The organism is Arthrobacter sp. fls2-241-R2A-200, from assembly GCF_030209745.1.
Taxonomy (GTDB): Bacteria; Actinomycetota; Actinomycetes; order Actinomycetales; family Micrococcaceae; genus Arthrobacter.
In genome coordinates this window covers 344,221-361,977 of the sequence record NZ_JARVRJ010000001.1, presented here as the reverse complement: position 1 = coordinate 361,977, position 17,757 = coordinate 344,221, and the positions used below count along the sequence as shown (strand labels likewise).

13 protein-coding genes and 1 tRNA gene are annotated in these 17,757 nt (G+C 63.3%); 2 read left to right on the top strand and 12 right to left on the bottom strand.

Annotation, left to right across the window (positions count from 1 at the left end; all coding sequences use genetic code 11):
* Positions 1-6: 6 nt before the first annotated feature.
* Positions 7-468: a MepB family protein gene (locus tag QRN42_RS01665; RefSeq protein ID WP_284977701.1), complete on the top strand. Its 462-nt coding sequence runs from the start codon at positions 7-9 to the stop codon at positions 466-468.
* A gap of 61 nt (positions 469-529) precedes the next feature.
* Here QRN42_RS01665 and QRN42_RS01660 read toward each other — a convergent pair whose 3' ends face one another.
* From QRN42_RS01660 to QRN42_RS01630, 7 genes are all read right to left on the bottom strand, one after another.
* Positions 530-3,325, bottom strand: a complete 2,796-nt coding sequence (locus QRN42_RS01660; protein WP_284977700.1) for an AAA family ATPase — start codon at positions 3,323-3,325, stop codon at positions 530-532.
* A gap of 41 nt (positions 3,326-3,366) precedes the next feature.
* Positions 3,367-6,099: a helix-turn-helix transcriptional regulator gene (locus QRN42_RS01655; protein WP_284977699.1), complete on the bottom strand. Its 2,733-nt coding sequence runs from the start codon at positions 6,097-6,099 to the stop codon at positions 3,367-3,369.
* A gap of 172 nt (positions 6,100-6,271) precedes the next feature.
* Positions 6,272-6,856: an aminoacyl-tRNA hydrolase gene (pth, locus tag QRN42_RS01650; protein ID WP_284977698.1), complete on the bottom strand. Its 585-nt coding sequence runs from the start codon at positions 6,854-6,856 to the stop codon at positions 6,272-6,274.
* A gap of 123 nt (positions 6,857-6,979) precedes the next feature.
* The gene (locus QRN42_RS01645) at positions 6,980-7,555 is read right to left on the bottom strand and encodes a 50S ribosomal protein L25/general stress protein Ctc (protein ID WP_284977697.1); all 576 of its coding nucleotides are present in this window, start codon (positions 7,553-7,555) and stop codon (positions 6,980-6,982) included.
* Between the two features lie 332 nt (positions 7,556-7,887).
* A complete protein-coding gene (locus QRN42_RS01640) occupies positions 7,888-8,868 on the bottom strand; it encodes a ribose-phosphate diphosphokinase (RefSeq protein WP_011774071.1) in 981 nt (326 codons plus the stop codon).
* Entirely contained in the window at positions 8,865-10,364 is a 1,500-nt protein-coding gene (gene glmU / locus QRN42_RS01635) for a bifunctional UDP-N-acetylglucosamine diphosphorylase/glucosamine-1-phosphate N-acetyltransferase GlmU (protein ID WP_284977696.1), read from the bottom strand. The genes QRN42_RS01640 and glmU overlap by 4 nt, the downstream gene beginning before the upstream one ends.
* A 121-nt stretch (positions 10,365-10,485) precedes the next feature.
* Positions 10,486-10,557: transfer RNA gene (locus QRN42_RS01630), tRNA-Gln, on the bottom strand.
* 288 nt (positions 10,558-10,845) lie between these two features.
* Here QRN42_RS01630 and QRN42_RS01625 point away from each other — a divergent pair.
* Positions 10,846-11,445, top strand: a complete 600-nt coding sequence (locus QRN42_RS01625; RefSeq protein WP_284977855.1) for a TetR/AcrR family transcriptional regulator — start codon at positions 10,846-10,848, stop codon at positions 11,443-11,445.
* Positions 11,446-11,478: 33 nt separating this feature from the next.
* Here QRN42_RS01625 and QRN42_RS01620 read toward each other — a convergent pair whose 3' ends face one another.
* The 5 genes from QRN42_RS01620 to QRN42_RS01600 all read right to left on the bottom strand — a co-directional run bounded on the left by QRN42_RS01620 (position 11,479) and on the right by QRN42_RS01600 (position 17,659).
* A complete protein-coding gene (locus tag QRN42_RS01620) occupies positions 11,479-13,317 on the bottom strand; it encodes an ABC-F family ATP-binding cassette domain-containing protein (protein WP_284977695.1) in 1,839 nt (612 codons plus the stop codon).
* 35 nt (positions 13,318-13,352) lie between these two features.
* Positions 13,353-14,345 (bottom strand): 4-(cytidine 5'-diphospho)-2-C-methyl-D-erythritol kinase, encoded by a 993-nt coding sequence (locus QRN42_RS01615; RefSeq protein ID WP_284977694.1) that lies wholly within the window; start codon positions 14,343-14,345, stop codon positions 13,353-13,355.
* Positions 14,342-15,223 (bottom strand): 16S rRNA (adenine(1518)-N(6)/adenine(1519)-N(6))-dimethyltransferase RsmA, encoded by an 882-nt coding sequence (rsmA, locus tag QRN42_RS01610; RefSeq protein ID WP_284977693.1) that lies wholly within the window; start codon positions 15,221-15,223, stop codon positions 14,342-14,344. The genes QRN42_RS01615 and rsmA overlap by 4 nt, the downstream gene beginning before the upstream one ends.
* A gap of 57 nt (positions 15,224-15,280) precedes the next feature.
* Positions 15,281-16,444, bottom strand: coding sequence for a resuscitation-promoting factor (locus tag QRN42_RS01605; RefSeq protein ID WP_284977692.1), 1,164 nt, complete (start codon positions 16,442-16,444; stop codon positions 15,281-15,283).
* Between the two features lie 303 nt (positions 16,445-16,747).
* The gene (locus tag QRN42_RS01600; protein WP_284977691.1) at positions 16,748-17,659 is read right to left on the bottom strand and encodes a TatD family hydrolase; all 912 of its coding nucleotides are present in this window, start codon (positions 17,657-17,659) and stop codon (positions 16,748-16,750) included.
* Between the last annotated feature and the right edge of the window lie 98 nt (positions 17,660-17,757).

Genomic DNA, 17,757 nt, shown 5'->3' with positions numbered 1-17,757 from the left:
TTGAGGGTGAATTTCCACGCCTTCAAGCGCTTCATCGACCTTGCGCCTCCTCCTGCCGATGCACACCCCGTCATCCAGGGTGAAGAACAGAACAGCGACTACGAATCCGGGGTCGCGCGCATCGGGAAGGAGCAGTGGCGAATCCGCACCGCCCGAATCACACCGACAAAGCCTGGCGCCTTCGTCGCTGTCTGGAAGCGCGACGAAGGCGGATCAACCAGGCCCTTCACGGCTGACGAATCGATGTCTGGACTGCTCGTCTTCGTACAGGAGCACGAAAGGTTCGGGGTGTTCCAATTCACCACGGCGCACCTGCTCTCACTCGGGTACGTCAGCTCCGACCTGATTCCCGGCAAACGCGGATTCCGCGTCTATCCGGCATGGTGCACCGACCTTAATCCTCAAGCGTCACGCACTCAGCGCGCGCAGGGCGCTGCATTCGACGAACTTTTCCAGGCACGCGAGTAGCTGAACAGGATCGCGACGTCCGAAAATGACGAGTGCAGCAGACTTCCAAACACCAACGCTGTCACTCGTGGACTGCAGCTCCGAGGTCTTCCCGGCGGCGGATGCCCAGCTTGGCATAGCTGCGGTACAAGTGGCCCTCGACGGTACGCACCGAAACCATGAGCTTCTGGGCGATCTGCCGGTCCGTCAGGCCAGCAACGGCCAGGGCAATGATGTCCCGTTCACGCCGCGTCAACGGCACCGTTCGGTCGACGTCGGAATGGGCGTTTGGAAGCGGAGCAGTACCCAGGTTAGCCTCGCTGACATCGCGCAGCACCGCTGCTTGGCGTGCCTCCGGGCGTTTGCCTTCGGCGTCGAACGTCACGGCCGCCTTTTCGAAGGCAAGGGCAGCGGGCCCGGGCATTCCTGCGGCCGCGAGCTCGTTCCCTGCGCTGACGAATCCTTGGCCCGCCCCTGACAGATGCGCATCCGCCAAGGAGCGCCAGCCTGCTACCCATGCGCCCTCGACAGTTCGCGCGGTTTCCCGGACCGACTCCATGGCAGCCTGGTCCCCCAATTCGACACGAAGGACAACGTTCTGGAATTTCACTCCCGGCAGCCGGTCCAACCGTCCGGAACTCTCCAGTTCCTGCAGTTGCCGCAGTCCGGAAGTCCCTTCCGCGCCGCGCCTCGAGGATACCCCGCTTTGGGACGGCGCGCGGTCGTCGGAGTACATGGAGCTTGCCGACTTGGCACGGTGCTCCAAATGCGCCTGGCCCGCGATCCGAAAAAGCCCGGCTAGTGCCTCGACATAGGCGCTCCCGCCACTCGTGAATTCCCGAGTGGGTCCTTCACCTGCGAGTCGTTCAGCGACGGCGGTGTCCCCGGAAGCGGCAGCCGCATAGAACGCAAGAGCGTCTCCAAAGCCGCCGAGCCGGAGCGGGTCAGCGACGCGAAGAGCCTCCACAGCTGGCGTCAATACCTTGCTGGCTTGCTCCACGCGGCCCTGCCGCAGGAGGGAAAGACCGGTGAGCGCATGCGTGCCGCCACCGAAAACAACTGGTCCCGCTACTGAGCCGGGCGCAAAGTCTGCCATGGCCGCCTCCGCGGAGTCCCAGTCCCCCGATTCCAGTGCGGCAAGGGCATACCGGATCAGGACAAAGTCACCGAGGAACAGGACGTCATCCTGGCGTTCCTCTACCATGGACAAAGCCTCCCGTCCGGCTTCCTGCGCAGCCACGGGCCGGCCCTGCGCTATCAAGGCTTCACAGCGCATGGCCAGCAGGAAAAGCCCCTCCGCCCCGCGGTCGGTTGACTCCGTTTCGGCGTTGCCTTGGAACGTCTCCAGGCTGGCCGCGAGGTCCTCAAACCTGCCTTCACGGGCAAGCTCGGCCAACTCGAGCGCCTCGATGCACTTCCGGAGGCGCCGCACGACGGGACCAGACTCTGCCCGTCCGGCTACGAGGTTGCCCACGGTAGCCCGTGCGTCGGCCAGTATGTCCTTCGAGGCATGGCCCAAAGCTGCCCTGGATGCCGCCCAGAGGAGGCAAACATCCAAGAGCCCGGCGTGTAAGCCCACCCCCACAGCAGCAGCGCCGTCGACGTCGTCCGCAGCGCCGCCCTGGAGGAAACCGCAGTCCGCCCCCAGCACGTCAACGGCACTGCGGTAATCACCGTCGTTGTAATGGACCATGGCCATCACTGCGCGTGCGCGGGGCTGAAGGGCCTCCGAGCGGACTTGGCGCGCGGCCGCCAGTGCCAACGGATTCTCCAGCCGTTTGGCAGCGTGGAAGGCTGCTTGGAGCAGCGTATCGTCGTCGACGTCGGCACCACAGTCCAACGCCCAGCTCACCCTACGGAGCAATCCTTCCATAGGGAGTTCCCCGGCAAGGTCTGGGGCCAGGCGTTCGCGGATGTGAAGGCTCCGCGGCGGCGAGATGAAGTGTCGGAGGGCCTCGCCGTAGAGCGGGTGCCAGATGCGGAGGGGCCCGCCGGCGCCGTCCGTGGCAAGCACGAGTCGGTTCTCCGTCAGGGAACGGATGGTGTCCTTGCCCACGTATGGTTCCAGCATCCCTGCGGGTACGGGCTCGGCGAGGGCAATCGCGAACATTGCGTCACGTTCGGACTGGCTGGCGCGTAATACCAGGTTGCGAGCTGCCTCCGCGAGCAACTCACCGCCTCCCGTAAGTGGCCGGGCCAGGAGCCAGACACCGTTGCGGCGCACCAACTGACCCTCAGCGCGCGAGTCAGCCAACAGGCACTGGAGCAACAGAGGATTGCCCTCAGAGACGGCATGGAGCACGTCTACGACGCTGGCCATGACCGTTCCGCCGAGCTTCTTGGCAGCCAACTCCGCCACGCCGTCTTTGTCCAACGGGCGGAGCTCCAAGCGCTCAGCCAATCCGTCGTACCACAGCTGCACCAAGGCCGCGGGCAAGCCGGGCCTGGGCCGGCTGGTGGCGACCAGCCGGGCCCACCCGGCAGTCACAAGCTCTGCAACGATCTGTGTACTGTGGTCGTCCAGCTCATGGGCATCGTCTATCACCAGGACCAGGCGCGATCCAGCTTCCCCCCGGCGCTTTTCGAACTGGGACCAAAACTCGCGGAGGATCGAGACTGGCGAAGTCGCCTGCCCAACGGGCAGGTCCTCGAGGTACGGCGCTAGTACGCCGTAAGGTACCCCGGACAGCGCAGGACTTCCGTGGATTTGCATCACCACCATGTCCGGCTCCAGGCGCGCGGCTATCTCAGCAGCCATGGCTGACTTGCCGACGCCGGACTCGCCCAGCAGGAGAACGGCAGTAACACCGTCCTGCCGCAATATGTCAAGGGCCAGCCCCAGCTCCCCGTCCCTGCCAACAAGGTACTCAGCCCGCATGGGCGCCCAGGCACGTGAGAATTGAAACTACTCCGTAGGCCTCATAACAGCTCTTGGAGTTCGCCGCGGGATGTAACGCCGAGCTTGGTAAACACTTGGTATAGGTGACCCTCCACCGTCCGCACTGATACCCCAATATCCATGGCGATTTCACGGTTGCTGACACCTTTCCCTGCGAGTTTGGCAATCTGGCGTTCACGCTCGGTCAGAACAGGAGCGTCGCTGCGTGGATGGATCGGCAGCGCGGAGACCAAATGTTCCAGCCGCTCAAGCCTCAACTGTGCCGTCCGGGCTGTGGTACTTTCGCCGGCGTCGCGGGCATAGTCCAGAGCCATAGCGACGCATCGTGCCTCTACCACCAACAGGTCCATGCTGGCCGCGGCATTTGCCGCAGCAAGCAACGCATTGGCGTTCTTGTGGAGGGCTCCCCGGGCCAAATCTCCTGAAATTCGAGCCAGTGGACCCTGCCTGCGCGCAGCAATGTCTTCAAGCAGGCGATATTCGTCGTCGCTTCCTTCTACCGTGGCGCCGAACAGACAGATGCCTGCCGGCGTCAAGCGCTGATTGTCGACGTCGTCATGGACCCTCATGAGAAGCCGCTGCTTGACGTCGGGGTCACCCATCCAACGTCCGGCCATCTCAGCGCAAAACTCCGCTATGGATTCGGCGATGTAAGTGCCCACACCACGGGATGTCCTATAGAGGTCGAGGTAGCGGCCTGCTTCTGCGGAGTTCCCTATTTGGGCATAGGCGAACGCAGTGGCCGCGTAAGCGACTTTGATCAGGTTCATGCTGGGCCGAAGTTCCAGATGGGCAACCGCGGAGCGAAGGGGCTCGATGGCGCTGGCCGGCTTCCCGGCATACGTGAAGGCAAGCCCCCGGCCCAGTTCGGGCAGGGCGCCACGGTACTGCAAGCGTGCCGGGTGGGAAGGAGTCCGGCTCAGGAGCCCCACGCATTTGCGCCATTGGCCGGACATCAGCAACGTCAGGAAAAGCGGTAATACAAAAGCCTCTTCAAGCTGCGGCGACCGGGCCATGCCTTCCACATGGCGGGACATTGTGCGTGCAAGCTCTTGCGCCTCCAACTCCCGGCCCAAGATGCATCGCGCTTCCATCAGGTAGAAGCACGCCCTCATCCAATAGTCATAGTCCTCGCCAGGCCCGTTCGCGAACTCGTCTTCCAAGGACTCCACCACGGACGCATAATCGCCAATGAAGGTCCTGTACTCGTAGCGACTCAGCTGTAGCCGGTGACGGGCCTTGGCGATGATTGCCGCTGGATGGCCCTCCGACCGGTTCTCCAGGACAGCGACCGCTTGGTCGAGAACGTCCGGAATCGTGCCACAGCGGCCGTCTATCCAGAGCATGGCCTGGCATTGTGCCGCAACAAGGTGGGCAAACTCCAGTGGGTCCAGCGCCGCAGCCCTGTCCGGGGGCACCTCGTCCAACGTCCGGGCTGCGTGCAGCGGCAGATCCAACATCAAGTAAGCGGCCGCTTTGACACGTTGGCCCGGCACCCACTCGTCGTCCTTGGGATCCAGTGACTCGATGGACGTGATGGCGAAGGCGGGGTCGAAGGCGTCCAGTGCCGCGCGTCCGGCAGCCAGTGCGTAGGCGGCCGAGGGAGCAGTATCATCCTCACAGGCTTGGATCCACCTGGCGTAGGCCAGGACATCCTGCGAAGCCAGACCCTCCAGGCTAGGTTCCTTGGGTCCGAGGAGCATTAACCGCAACTCGCGACGACGACGGGTGCTCAGCCATCCGCCGACGACTTCCCCGATAAAGGAGTCCCTGAGACAGACCCAGTGCTCGGCGCAGCGATCAACAGTGAGTAGGCCAGCGTCCTCCATTTCCACCACGACCTCGGTACCTACGATGGCGGCCAACTCAACGAGCCTGACTCGCTTCGCGCAGGACAAGAGCTCGACGACGGTTCGATGGGCTTGGGATTCCCGGGCCAACTTTGACCGAACGAAATCCTCCACCACCGGAGCACCGACGAGCTTGATCTGCTCCCGCAACGTCCACACCGAATCGTTGAGCACCAGGTTGCCGGAATGCCGCTGCTCCTCAAGGAGTGCATGCAGCAACATCGGGTTTCCACCCACGGCCGAGTGCAGCGAACCAACCAGCGTTGCGGAAACATAATGGCCCAAAACGGAGCCCAGGACCTGTTTGGTCTGCTCTTCGGTCAGCATTTCGAGGTGGACTTCGCCCAACTGTCCTTCCAGGACCAAGCGGTGGAAGTCGGGAGGAAGATCACTGGCATGTTGGACCGTGGCGATCACTTTGGCGGTGCCTGTTGCCATAAGGTTCAACAGCACTCCCGCGCTCATGGGGTCCATGCCCCCGGCACTATCCACGATCACCACCGTGTCCCGGCCCGCGGCTTCAGATTGAATCAGCCTCGTGATGCCGTGGAGGATGCCCGTAGGGGTGGCCACCGCTTCGGAAGGCAGGCGGGCCAACAAGAAACCCAAGCACCCGTACGGTGTTTCCGAACCAGCTACCGTGTTCCGTAGTTGAAGGCTCTGGACCTTAGGGCCAAGCGAGGACACCAGTGCCCTGGCCAATCCGGATTTACCGATGCCACGTTGCCCGGTCAGGACCACTCCATAGGAGCCCGGGGATTCAAGCTGCATGGCGGCCTTGGATAAATCGCGGCTCCTGGCCAAGAGGGACCACGTTTGCCGGTCTGCCGCGCTGCCAACGAGATCCGGAGCCGCAGCACTAGCTGCGCCTCGCCCACCGCTGCTTAGCAACTCCGCCGACATCTGCATCCTTAGCTACACATCCGCGGTGGTCCCCTGCCTCGTACCGCGTACCATGCACACTACCGTTGGGCGCCGACACTGTGTAGGGCTTGAACTGCTCCGAACTGTCAGGCTTTGATCAGGCTTCCCTCAAGATTGGCTCAAGGTTCGGCGTCGCTACAGCCCGCGTCGCTCACGTTTTGGCGGGGTGGTGCTTCTGTTGTGCAGCCAGAAGGCCTTCGGCGATGAGAAGCTCCACCGCATCGGCAGCCTCATCCACGAGGAAGGGCAACTCCTTCTTTTCCGTCGTGGCAAAATCGCGCAGCACATAATCGGCAGTCTCCATCCGGCCTGGCGGGCGCCCCACCCCAACCCGGACCCGGAGGTAATCCTTGGTTGCGAGTGCTTTGGAGATGTCGCGCAGCCCGTTGTGGCCGCCCTCGCCCCCACCGAGTTTTAACTTCACTGTGTTAAAAGCTATGTCGATTTCGTCATGAACAGCAATGACATGATCGGGAGCAATGTCGAAGAACTGGGCCAAGCCGGACACTGGTCCGCCTGAAGTGTTCATGTACGTCATGGGCTTGGCCAACACCACGCGCGGGCCGCCAATGCCCAGCCGCCCCTCCACTACCTGGGCGCGGGACTTGTGAACCTTGAATTTCCCGCCCATGCGGGAGGCCAACTCGTCCAACACCATCTGGCCCACGTTGTGCCTGTTGTTGCTGTACTCTGTGCCGGGATTGCCAAGGCCGACAATCAGCCACGTCTCTGTCATGGTTTCATCCTAGGAAATGGTCTGGTCATCGTCAGGCGGGCATCGCCGGGCGGGGCAAAGCAAGTGGCCGGGACCCAAAGGTACCCGGCCACTCAACGGCATGCGACTCAAGCAGTCAAACGACTACTCTGCAGCTGCTTCGCCGGACTCTTCTTCTTCCGAACCTGCAGCTTCAGCGATGCGGACCACGAGGGTGTCGCCTTCGGTGAGCAACGTGGAACCCTTGGGAAGGTCGAGGTCTGCGGCGTGGATGTTCTGGCCGGCCTTGAGGCCCTCAATGCTGACCTCGACGGCGGTGGGAACGTGGGTTGCCTCGGACTCGAGGGAAACCGTGGTTGCTTCGAGGCTGGCAACAGCACCGGGAGCAACTTCGCCGCTCACGTGGATGGCGATGTCAACCGTAACCTTTTCGCCGGCCTGGACGGTCTGCAGGTCAACGTGCTCGATGATCTGCTTTACGGGATCGCGCTGGATGTCCTTGACGAGCGTGAGGTGCTGCTGGCCGTCGACGTCGATCGCCAAGAGGGCGTTGGAGACGCGGACTGCCAGCGTGGTGGCGCGGCCCGGCAGGTTGATGTGGATGGGCTCTGCACCGTGGCCGTAGATGACAGCCGGGATCTGGCCGGCCATGCGTGCACGGCGGGCAAAACCCTTGCCGAATTCGGTGCGCAGTTCTGCGGTGAGCTTCTGCTCAGACATGAGTACTCCTTGATTACTGTGGCGTCCGGAATGTTCCGGACTGGTCTATCAGCAAGGGCGGAGGTCTGGAGACCTTCTACGCCCGGCCGAGACCAGCTGCAGTGCAGCCGTTCCGCCTGTGTTGAAGGAGGTGCAGACCCAGTCGATAACGGAGACCCGCAACCCAGGTCCACTAACGCGAACCGGATGTGCTCTCCCTCGCCAAGGTATCCCCGAGAGTTTATCAGTGGACCGCCTGATTACTGAAAACGGACAAACGAAACGGGCCAGCCGCACACCCGAAGGCGGCGACTGACCCGTCCTGCTTCAGCGGTTGTTTCAGTACGCCAAGGCTACGCTTTGCCGTCGAACAGGCTGGTGACCGAACCGTCGTCGAACACTTCGCGGATGGCGCGGGCAATCAGCGGCGCGATGGACAACACCGTCAGGGACGGGAAACGCTTCTCGGCCGGGATGGGCAACGTGTTGGTGACGACGACTTCGCGGGCACCGGAATCAGCCAGGCGCTGGGCTGCGGGATCGGAGAACACGGCGTGCGTGCAGGCGATGATGACGTCCTTGGCACCGGCGTTCTTCAACACCTGGACGGCGCCGGAGATGGTTCCACCGGTGTCGATCATGTCATCGATCAGCACGCATGTCCGGCCTTCAACCTGGCCAACAACGGTCTTGGAGACGGCCTGGTTGGGGACCGTGAGGTCACGGCTCTTGTGGACGAACGCCAGCGGGGCACCGCCCAAGCGCTCGGCCCACTGCTCTGCGACGCGGACGCGGCCGGTGTCAGGGGAAACAACGGTGATGTTGTCCGCTTCGACCTTGGTGCGGATGTAATCGGCAAGCAACGGAATCGCCATCAGGTGGTCCACCGGGCCGTCAAAGAAGCCCTGGATCTGCGAGGTGTGCAGGTCAACGGACATGATGCGGTCCGCGCCGGCCGTCTTGTAGAGGTCAGCCACAAGGCGGGCCGAGATGGGCTCGCGGCCACGGCCCTTCTTGTCCTGGCGGGAGTACGGGTAGAACGGCGAAACAACCGTGATCCTCTTGGCAGAGGCGCGCTTCAGGGAGTCGATCATGATCAACTGCTCCATGAGCCAGTTGTTCAGTGGAGCCGGGTGGGCCTGGATGACGAAGGCATCGGTGCCTCGGACGCTCTCGGCCGAACGGACGTAAATTTCCCCATTGGCGAAGTCATAAGCGTCGATAGGAAGGAGTTCCGTCTCCAGCTCCTTCGCGATTTCCTGCGCCAGTTCCGGATGCGCCCGTCCGGCGGCGAGAATCAGTTTCTTCTCGCCGTGTGCGGTAATTTCGCTCATGCCTGTGTGCCCTCTTCTGTTGTTGCCGGAGATTCTGGGGAAGTGGAGGCGGAGGCGGTTGCCTGCGCATTCTGTGCCAAGTCGGCCGACGCCGTGCCCGGTCGGTTGGCGATGACCCAACCCTCTGCGTTGCGCTGCGAGGCGACGCTCAAGGCCAGGGCGCCGGCGGGGACGTCCTTCCGGATGATGGCTCCGGCCCCGCTGTAGGCACCATCGCCAACTGTCACGGGGGCAACGAATACCGTGTTGGATCCGGTACGGACCCCCGAGCCGATGACCGTACGGTGCTTCTTCTCGCCGTCGTAATTTGCCGTGATGTTCCCGCAGCCGATGTTGGTGTCCTCGCCGATCTCGGCGTCGCCGGCGTAGCCAAGGTGGGAAAGCTTGGAGCCACGGCCGATCGTCACGTTCTTGGTCTCATAGAACGCACCGATCTTGCCCGTCTCCCCCAGCACCGTTCCGGGGCGGAGGTAGGTGAAGGGTCCAACGCTTGCCTTGGCACCAATCGTCGAACCGGAGCCGTGCGTGCGGGTCACCTTGGCGCCCTCGCCCACCTTGACATCGGTCAGCGTGGTATCGGGGCCGACGACGGCGTCGCGCGCCACCGTGGTGGTGCCGTGAAGTTGCGTGTTGGGCAACAGCCGGACGTCCTCGTCCAGTGTGACAGTGGAATCGATCCACGTGGTGGAAGGGTCCACCACGGTGACGCCCGCCCGCATCCAGGACTCGACGATGCGGCGATTGTGCTCTGCACCAAGGGCCGAGAGCTGAATGCGATCGTTGGCGCCCTCAACCTGCCAGCGGTCTTCGGTCACGACGGCGGCAACCCGGCCGCCGGCGTCGCGCGCCAAGCCCAAGACGTCAGTCAAGTACATCTCGCCCTGGGCATTATCGGTGGTCACTTTGGCCAACGCAGTCCGGAGCACTGCGGCGTCGAAAGCGTAAATTCCGGAGTTGATCTCACGGATGCTGCGCTCAGCGTCGCTTGCATCCTTGTGCTCCCGGATGCCTGTCACTGTTCCGTCCTCGGCGCGGAGGATGCGGCCATAACCCGTGGCGTCATCCAGGACAGCGGTGAGGACGGTAACAGCGTTGCCTTCGTCCTCGTGCGCGGCCACGAGCTCGCCGAGAAGTTCGCCAGTGAGAAGGGGGACATCGCCATAGGTCACTACCACGGTGCCGGTGACATCGGCTTGGGCGTCGAGGGCGCTGAGGGCAACTTCCACCGCGCGTCCGGTGCCGGGAACCTCGTCTTGGTCAACAATCAGGGCATCCGCGTCCAAAGCTGCGACATGCTCGGCCACGCGGTCCCGCTCATGGCGGACCACCAGGGCAAGCTTCCGCGGTTCGATGGATCGGGCCGCCAAGAGCGCGTGCCCGACCATGGAGCGGCCGCCGATTTCGTGGAGAATTTTGGGAGTCCGCGACTTCATGCGGGTTCCTGCACCTGCGGCCAAGACGATCACCGCTGCGGGACCGGTGGTTTCGGGGCTCACGTACTGGCTCTCCTTGCTCGGTATGTCCCGGGTGACCCGGCTTCGGAATGCCACATCCAACAATGGACCCAGGCACCGTTCGAGCCGTTCCAGGTACAGAGAGGAGCGCGTTTTCCGACCGTTCCGCCCATAGGATTCGAACCTATACTCCACGGCTCCAAAGGCCGGGGTGCTGCCATTACACCAGAGCGGACTGTGCGTGTTTCCGCAGCCAGGGCGGCAGCCCGGACGGCTTCCCGGATGACCGGGATGCACACACAAGAATCTAGTTTGCCATGACCATTGCGTGCTTCGCGACTTGACCGGTTTTTACTCCCTGCCGGACATGCCCTTCCCACAGCCGTTGCCCGTGTTCAACAGGCCTTTGCGGCATGATGGACACGTGAGCAAGCCCACCAACCTGCCCCAGGCCCCGACCGGTTCTGTTGGCTTGGAACCCGCTACCGAAGCCTCCCCGGGGGAGCCGGCGGCCCGCATTCGGATGACAGGGCACCAGCGAAAGGCGCAACTGATCGGCATTGGCCGCTCCCTCTTCGCCGTGCGGGGACTCGACGCGACAACCATCGAGGAGATCGCCGCCAAGGCCGGAGTCTCCAAACCTGTGATCTACGAACACTTCGGGTCCAAGGAAGGCCTCTACCGGGAGGTGGTAGAGCATGAATTCCGAATCTTGCTCGACTCCATCACCGAAGCGCTCAGCACCGATGCCAACCCCCGGGTTCTTGTGGAGCGCGCGGCACTGGCACTGCTTGGCTACATCGAACAGCGCACTGACGGATTCCGGATCCTCATCCGGGATGCGCCGCCATCACAGCCCGAAGGCGCGTTCTCGACGCTCCTTTCGCATGTCACCGTCCGGGTGGAGCATCTGTTGTCCGATGAGTTCGCCCTCAGGGGATTCAGTTCCGCCGACGGTGCCATGTACGCTCAGATGCTCGTTGGCATGGTGGCCATGACGGGCCAATGGTGGCTCGATAGCCGCACGCCGGATAAACGCGCAGTGGCCGCGCACTTGGTGAACATGGCGTGGAATGGGCTGACCGGGTTGCAAAAGGAACCCGAGCTGCGCTCCGGGGCCTAGCCAGCTCCGGGGCCTAGCTACGGGCACGCCGGGTTACTCTCCGAGCACCTCCGCGGCCTCCAGCCACTCGAGCTCGAGGCCTTCCTTCTCGTCCAGCAACTCCTGCAGTTTGGCGTTCAGTTCGCCGAGCGCATCGAAATCTCCCGCTTCGGATTTCGCCGCCATTTGGGTGTGAAGCTTTTCTTCTTGCTGCGCTATTTTGCCGAGCTGCCGGTCGATCCGGTTGAGGTCCTTGCGCGCTTCACGCTTTTCGGATTCGCTGGCCCCGGACGGCGCGGCGGACGACGCCGATGCAGAAGAACCGCTCGTGGCCGTGGGGGCGCCCGATCCCCCGCCCATGCCACCGGAAGCCAAGGCGGCCTCGCGGAGTTCGAGGTACTGATCCACACCGCCAGGCAAACCACGGAGTTTTGCATCGCCAAGCAGCGCCATCTGATGGTCCGTGACGCGTTCGAGCAGGTATCGGTCGTGGCTGACAACCACCAGCGTCCCCGGCCAGCCGTCCAGGACATCTTCGACGGCGGCGAGCGTGTCGGTGTCGAGGTCGTTAGTGGGTTCGTCGAGCATGAGCACATTGGGCTCCCCCACCAACAACCGCAGGAGCTGCAGCCGGCGTCGTTCACCACCGGAGAGATCCGATACGGGAGTCCATTGCTTTTCCTTGGTGAAACCGAGCTGCTCCACCAGCTGTCCGGCCGTGAATTCCTTGCCGCCCACGCTGAAGGAGCGTTTCTCCCGCTCGATGACCTCGATGACGCGCAGGTCCGAGACGTCGTCGAGCTCTTTCACCTCTTGGGTGAGGACGGCAGTAACCACGGTTTTTCCGCGCTTGACCTTGCCCGTGGTGGGTTGGATTTCACCGTTGAGCAGCTTCAGCAAGGTGGATTTGCCTGCGCCGTTCACGCCCACCAAACCAAGCCGTTCGCCCGGGGCAAGCCGGAGGGTGATGTTGTCGAACAGTTTCTGCCCCTCCTCGCCGTCGAGGAAGTCCAGCGTCACGTTCTCGAGGTCGAGGACGTCCTTGCCCTGGCGCGCGGTGGCCATCTTGCTGAGGGCCACGGAGTCGCGCGGGTCCGGCACGTCGGCTATGAGATCGTTGGCTGCTTCGATCCGGAACTTCGGCTTGGCCGTCCGGGCCGGGGCGCCGCGCCTCAACCATGCCAGTTCCTTCTTGACCAACTGCTGGCGCTTGCCCTCCACGACGGCGGCCATGCGGTCGCGCTCCGCGCGCGCCAAAACGTAGGCGGCGTATCCGCCGTCGAACATGTCCACCATGGCGTCGTGGACTTCCCAGGTGTAGTTGCACACTTCATCCAGGAACCAGCGATCGTGCGTGACCACCAGGAACGCGCCCTGATTGGCGCGCCAGCGCGTCTTGAGGTGCCTGGCCAGCCAAGCGACGCCTTCGACGTCGAGGTGGTTGGTGGGTTCGTCCAGCATGATGACGTCGTGGTCTCCGATGAGGAGCTTGGCCAGCGCAACGCGCCGCTTCTGGCCGCCGGAGAGCGCGTGGACGTTGGCGTGCCAATCGACGTCGCCCACCAGCCCACCCATGATTTCGCGGATCTTCGGGTTCGCTGCCCATTCGTGATCGGCCTGGTCACCGACGATCGCGGCGCCGACTGTCAGGTCACCGTCCAGCACGTCGCTTTGGTCGAGGTAGCCAACGGTGACGTCGCCGCGTTTGGTCACCCGGCCCGAATCCGGCGTTGCCCGAGCCGCGAGCAGACGCATGAGCGTGGACTTTCCGTCACCATTGCGCCCCACCATGCCGATGCGGTCGCCATCCTCCAAACCGAGGGTGACGCCGTCGAGGACAGTGCGGGTCGCGAACGAAACGGTGAGGTTCTCGCCGCCGAGCAGGTGGGCCAATGGGTACTACTTTCTACAGCTGGAACGCGGAGGTACTAAAGGAGGGTATCGGAGATGATCCGTGCCCCGGGTACAGGGCCGTGGACTGCGACGGCGGTGTGCCCGCGGTGCGTCAGTTCCTCGGCCAGGACACTCGCGGAAACGGAGTCCCTCGCGAGCAATGCGATGGTGGGCCCGGACCCGGACACCATCCCCGCCAAGGCACCGCGGGCTTCACCGAGGCCTATGGCATCGCGAAGTTGCGGTGCCAAGGCAATGGATGCCCGCTGCAAATCATTAATGAGGACCCGGCTCAACTGCTCGGGGTCCCCGTGCCGGAGGGCCTGCAGGATGGTGGGGTCCACCTCCACGGGCTCGGGTATGTCCAGGCCTTCGGAGTCCCTGAGCCCGTCAAGGGTGCGAAAAACATCCGGCGTGGAGAGCCCGTAATCGGCAAAAACCAAGACCCAATCCATCTGCGCCTTGGCCAGCGCCGGTGACAACTTATCGCCCACACCAAGCCCGACGGCGGTGCCGCCGAGGAGCGCGAAAGGCACGTCCGCGCCCAACTCTGAAGCCAGGTGGGCCAGTTCTTCCCGGGAAAGTCCGCTGTTCCACAAGGCATCGCAGGCAAGCAACGTGGCTGCGGCGTCCGCAGATCCGCCGCCCATCCCGCCAGCCACAGGCACCCGCTTGGTGATTTCCAGGTGCACCCCGGTGGGCTTCTCGGACACCTCCGCCATGATTGCTGCGGCCTTGTAGGCGAGGTTCCGCTCGTCCAGCGGAATGTCGACGCCGTCGAGGTCCAGCGTGCTGTCCGGGCTGATGCTCACTGTGATCCCGCTGGCCTCCGTGCTGGTGGCCGCCACTTCCTCGTACAGGGAGACCGCGAGGTACACGCTGGCCACCGAGTGGTAACCATCAGGACGCAGTGGGCCCACGCTGAGCGAGACGTTTACCTTTCCCGGCGCCTTGACGCGCACGGTACGGGCATGGAAGCGGTCACCCGCGTATGGCAGGCCGGCTGGTTTTCGGGTACCCGGGTTCATGCTTCCACGGGGTGGCGGGCTTCGGCGATCCTGACATAGGCCGAGATATCGAGCACCTCGCCGCGGGCAGTGGGGTCGACGCCGGCCGTGACCAGGAAACGCTCAGCTTCTGCTGCGCTTCCGGCCCAGCCTGCCAACGCTGCACGCATGGTTTTACGCCGTTGCGCAAAGGCTGCGTCGATGACGGCGAACACTTGTTCGCGGGTGGCGTGGGTGGCTGGCGGGTCATGCCGGGTGAAGGACACCAAGCCGGAATGGATCTTGGGCGCGGGCCAAAAGACGTTCATGCCAATAACGCCGGCTTTGCGCATGCGGCCATACCAAGCGGCCTTGACCGAAGGAACGCCGTAGACCTTGGACCCGGGGCTGGCGGCTAAGCGATCGGCCACCTCGTCCTGGACCATCACCAGACCGTGCTGGAGGCTCGGAAAATGCTGCAACAGGTGGAGCACCACCGGGACGGCAACGTTATAGGGCAAGTTCGCCACCAGCGCCGTGGGCTGTACGGGCAGCTCGGTAACCTTCATGGCATCGGACACCACCAGATGGAAATTGCCTTCCGTCCGCGGGCGCCACGCACTGACCGTCTCCGGGAGCTTGGCGGCGAGCACGGGATCGACCTCCACGGCAACCACCGCACTCGCGGCATCAAGTAATCCAAGGGTGAGCGAGCCCAGCCCGGGGCCTACCTCCAGCACCGTTTCGTCAGGCCCGATGCCGGCAGTGGACACAATCCGTCGGATCGTGTTTCCGTCGATCACGAAGTTCTGGCCCAAGGTCTTGGTGGGACGGACCCCGATTTCCTCGGCAAGTCGCCGGATGTCGGAGGCGCCAAGCAAAGGCGCGACGGCGGCGGGCTGGGAATTCGGTTCAGTCACCTAGGTATCGTATCGTCTGCGCCGGACATCCCCTGTGCCGGATGTCCGGCGAACGGGTCAGGCTGCGTGCGCGCAGCCCCAGTCGCTGAGGCCGTTGCGGGCGTAGAGACGGTTGGCGATCTCGATTTGCTGTGCCTTGCTGGCAAGGTTTGCGGTGGGAGCGTATGCGCCACCACCGTTGGCCAGCCACGTCGAACCAGAGAACTGGAGGCCACCGTAGTATCCGTTGCCGCTGTTGATGGCCCAGTTTCCACCGGACTCACACTGGGCGATCCTGTCCCACATGGCTTCGTTCGGGGCGCCGGTGGGTCCACTCGAAACAGGGGCTGAGGCAGCCGCGGCAGGCGCCGGCGCGGGGGCCGGGCGGTCCTTGGTGCCGACGCTGATCTTCTCGGTAACAGGCTGGGTGGTCACATTGCTGGACACGAGTTCACGGGATGCCTCCTGGCCATCAACAAGGACCAGTTTGAACGTCTTGACCAAAGAGCCGGCCACACCGGCCTGGGTAACCTTTTGCTCGCCCTTGAACAGGTCGGCACTGTCCGATTTCACACTGTCGAAGGGGACATCTTCGGTAGCTTGGGCGGTCTTGCTGGTGTCCACGCGGGAGACCTTGATCACCATGTCCTGGATGATCGGGGCGTTGCCCGGCTGGGAGACCCGGTCATCAGCGCCCACCTTAACACCGGCGTCCTTCAAGACCGTGGCGACGTCGGCCGCCGTCGTGGTGGTGTTGGTGTCCTTGCCGTCAGCGACGATGCTGATGGTCTTGGGCGTGGAGATGGAGACGAACGAACCGTTGACTGCCAGCGAGGCATCCTTGGGCTGGGAGACCTTGGACGTGCTGGCTACGCCGAGCTCGGAGACCAGTCCGGCAACGTCCGGGGACGTGGTGGTGACCGTCTTGCGGGCGCCGTCCAAGTCAATGGACACCGCCTTAGCGAGGTTCACGTTCACCACAGAGCCGTTATCCACCTTGGCATTCAGTGCCGGTGAGACGCGGTCCGTGTTCTTCAGCTCGACCTTTGCAGCCTTGACGACTTCGTCAACAGTGCCACCGAAGGTCTGGATGGAGCTCACCTTGCCGTCAACGTTGAGGGTTACGGTCTTGTTGTTGCCGACGAAGGCGACAACTCCGACCACCAGTGCTGCGACAACCAACACTTGGACACCGACTTTGAGAAAGCTGAACTTGCCATCCGTTGTGAAGAACTTGATCACGATTGCCCATTACTCTTAGACCATCCAGGCACGGGGAAGAGCACAAAAACGAGCGTGGCCGCAAAACGTTGGGGCCAGGCATATAAGCCTGGTCCCGCCTTTTACTGCCGGCCGTTTGCGCCGTTTCACATCGTTGAACTGAGGGCCTGCATCAGCAGGCCAGCTGTCCGAAGGCCTTCCCCGACCCCGGCTACTTGTTTAACACAGTAACCGATCCGTTATAAACCATCCAAGCCTTCTGCATACCGGGTATCCCCCATGGAACCTGGGGGAACGTCCGGTACACCGGCTAAAAAGCGCGGATTAGGCCCAAGATCCATAAGCATCCACGGTATTTTTCGCCAGCCGCGAACAGAGTTCCGCGAGGTCACTTCCTGTCACGTCAGCCATGGCGCGGACAGTGTAGGGAACCATGTAACTGGCGTTCGGACGGCCACGATGCGGGTGCGGCGTCAGGAATGGCGAGTCCGTCTCCACCAGGATCCTCCCCGGTTCTGCCACTGCCAACGCCCCGCGGAGGTTCCCTGCATTCTTGAATGTCATGGTGCCGGCGAAGGACATGTACCAGCCGTGCTCGTTGCACGTCCTGGCCAGCTCTTCATCGCCGGAAAAACAGTGGAAGACCACGCGGTCGGGTGCACCTTCCTCACGGAGGACCTGCACCACGTCATCATGGGCGTCCCGGTCATGGATCTGCAACGTCAGGTCCAGTCTCTTGGCAATGTCGATGTGCCTGCGGAATGAATACCGCTGATGGGCCAACCCTTCGCCCTGCGTTCGGAAGAAGTCCAAACCAGTCTCGCCGATGGCGCGGATCCTCGGGTGGCCAGCCAGTTGCTCGATCTCGGCGAGCGCTGTTTCCAATTCGCCCCTCTCGGCGTATTCCGGTGCGTCGTTCGGGTGGATGGCGACGGCCCCGAGGAGGCGGGGATCGGCGTCGACCGCTTTGACAGTGAATCGGGACGATTCGAGGTCGCAGCCAACCTGCACGGCACCCTGCACCCCCACGCTCTCCGCAGCGTCCAGGGCATCGCGGACCGATACCTCGATCACGCCGTGCCGGAAATCCAGGTGGGTGTGGTTGTCCATCACTGGTACCGGCAGGGGTTCTGGAGCTGGTGGGTAATCCTTGCGGGACGTACCTGTTTCCGCAGGGAGGGCCTCGTGCTCGTCGTCACGAGCACGGTAGGGAGCAGGAGCGAGGGAATTGCACATGCTCCCACCTTAATCCGGCTGCGCAGAAATTCCGCGGGCACTCTGTCTGCCAAAGCCATTGTCTAGGTAGGCTGGACGGAAAGCCCGCATTGGCAGCG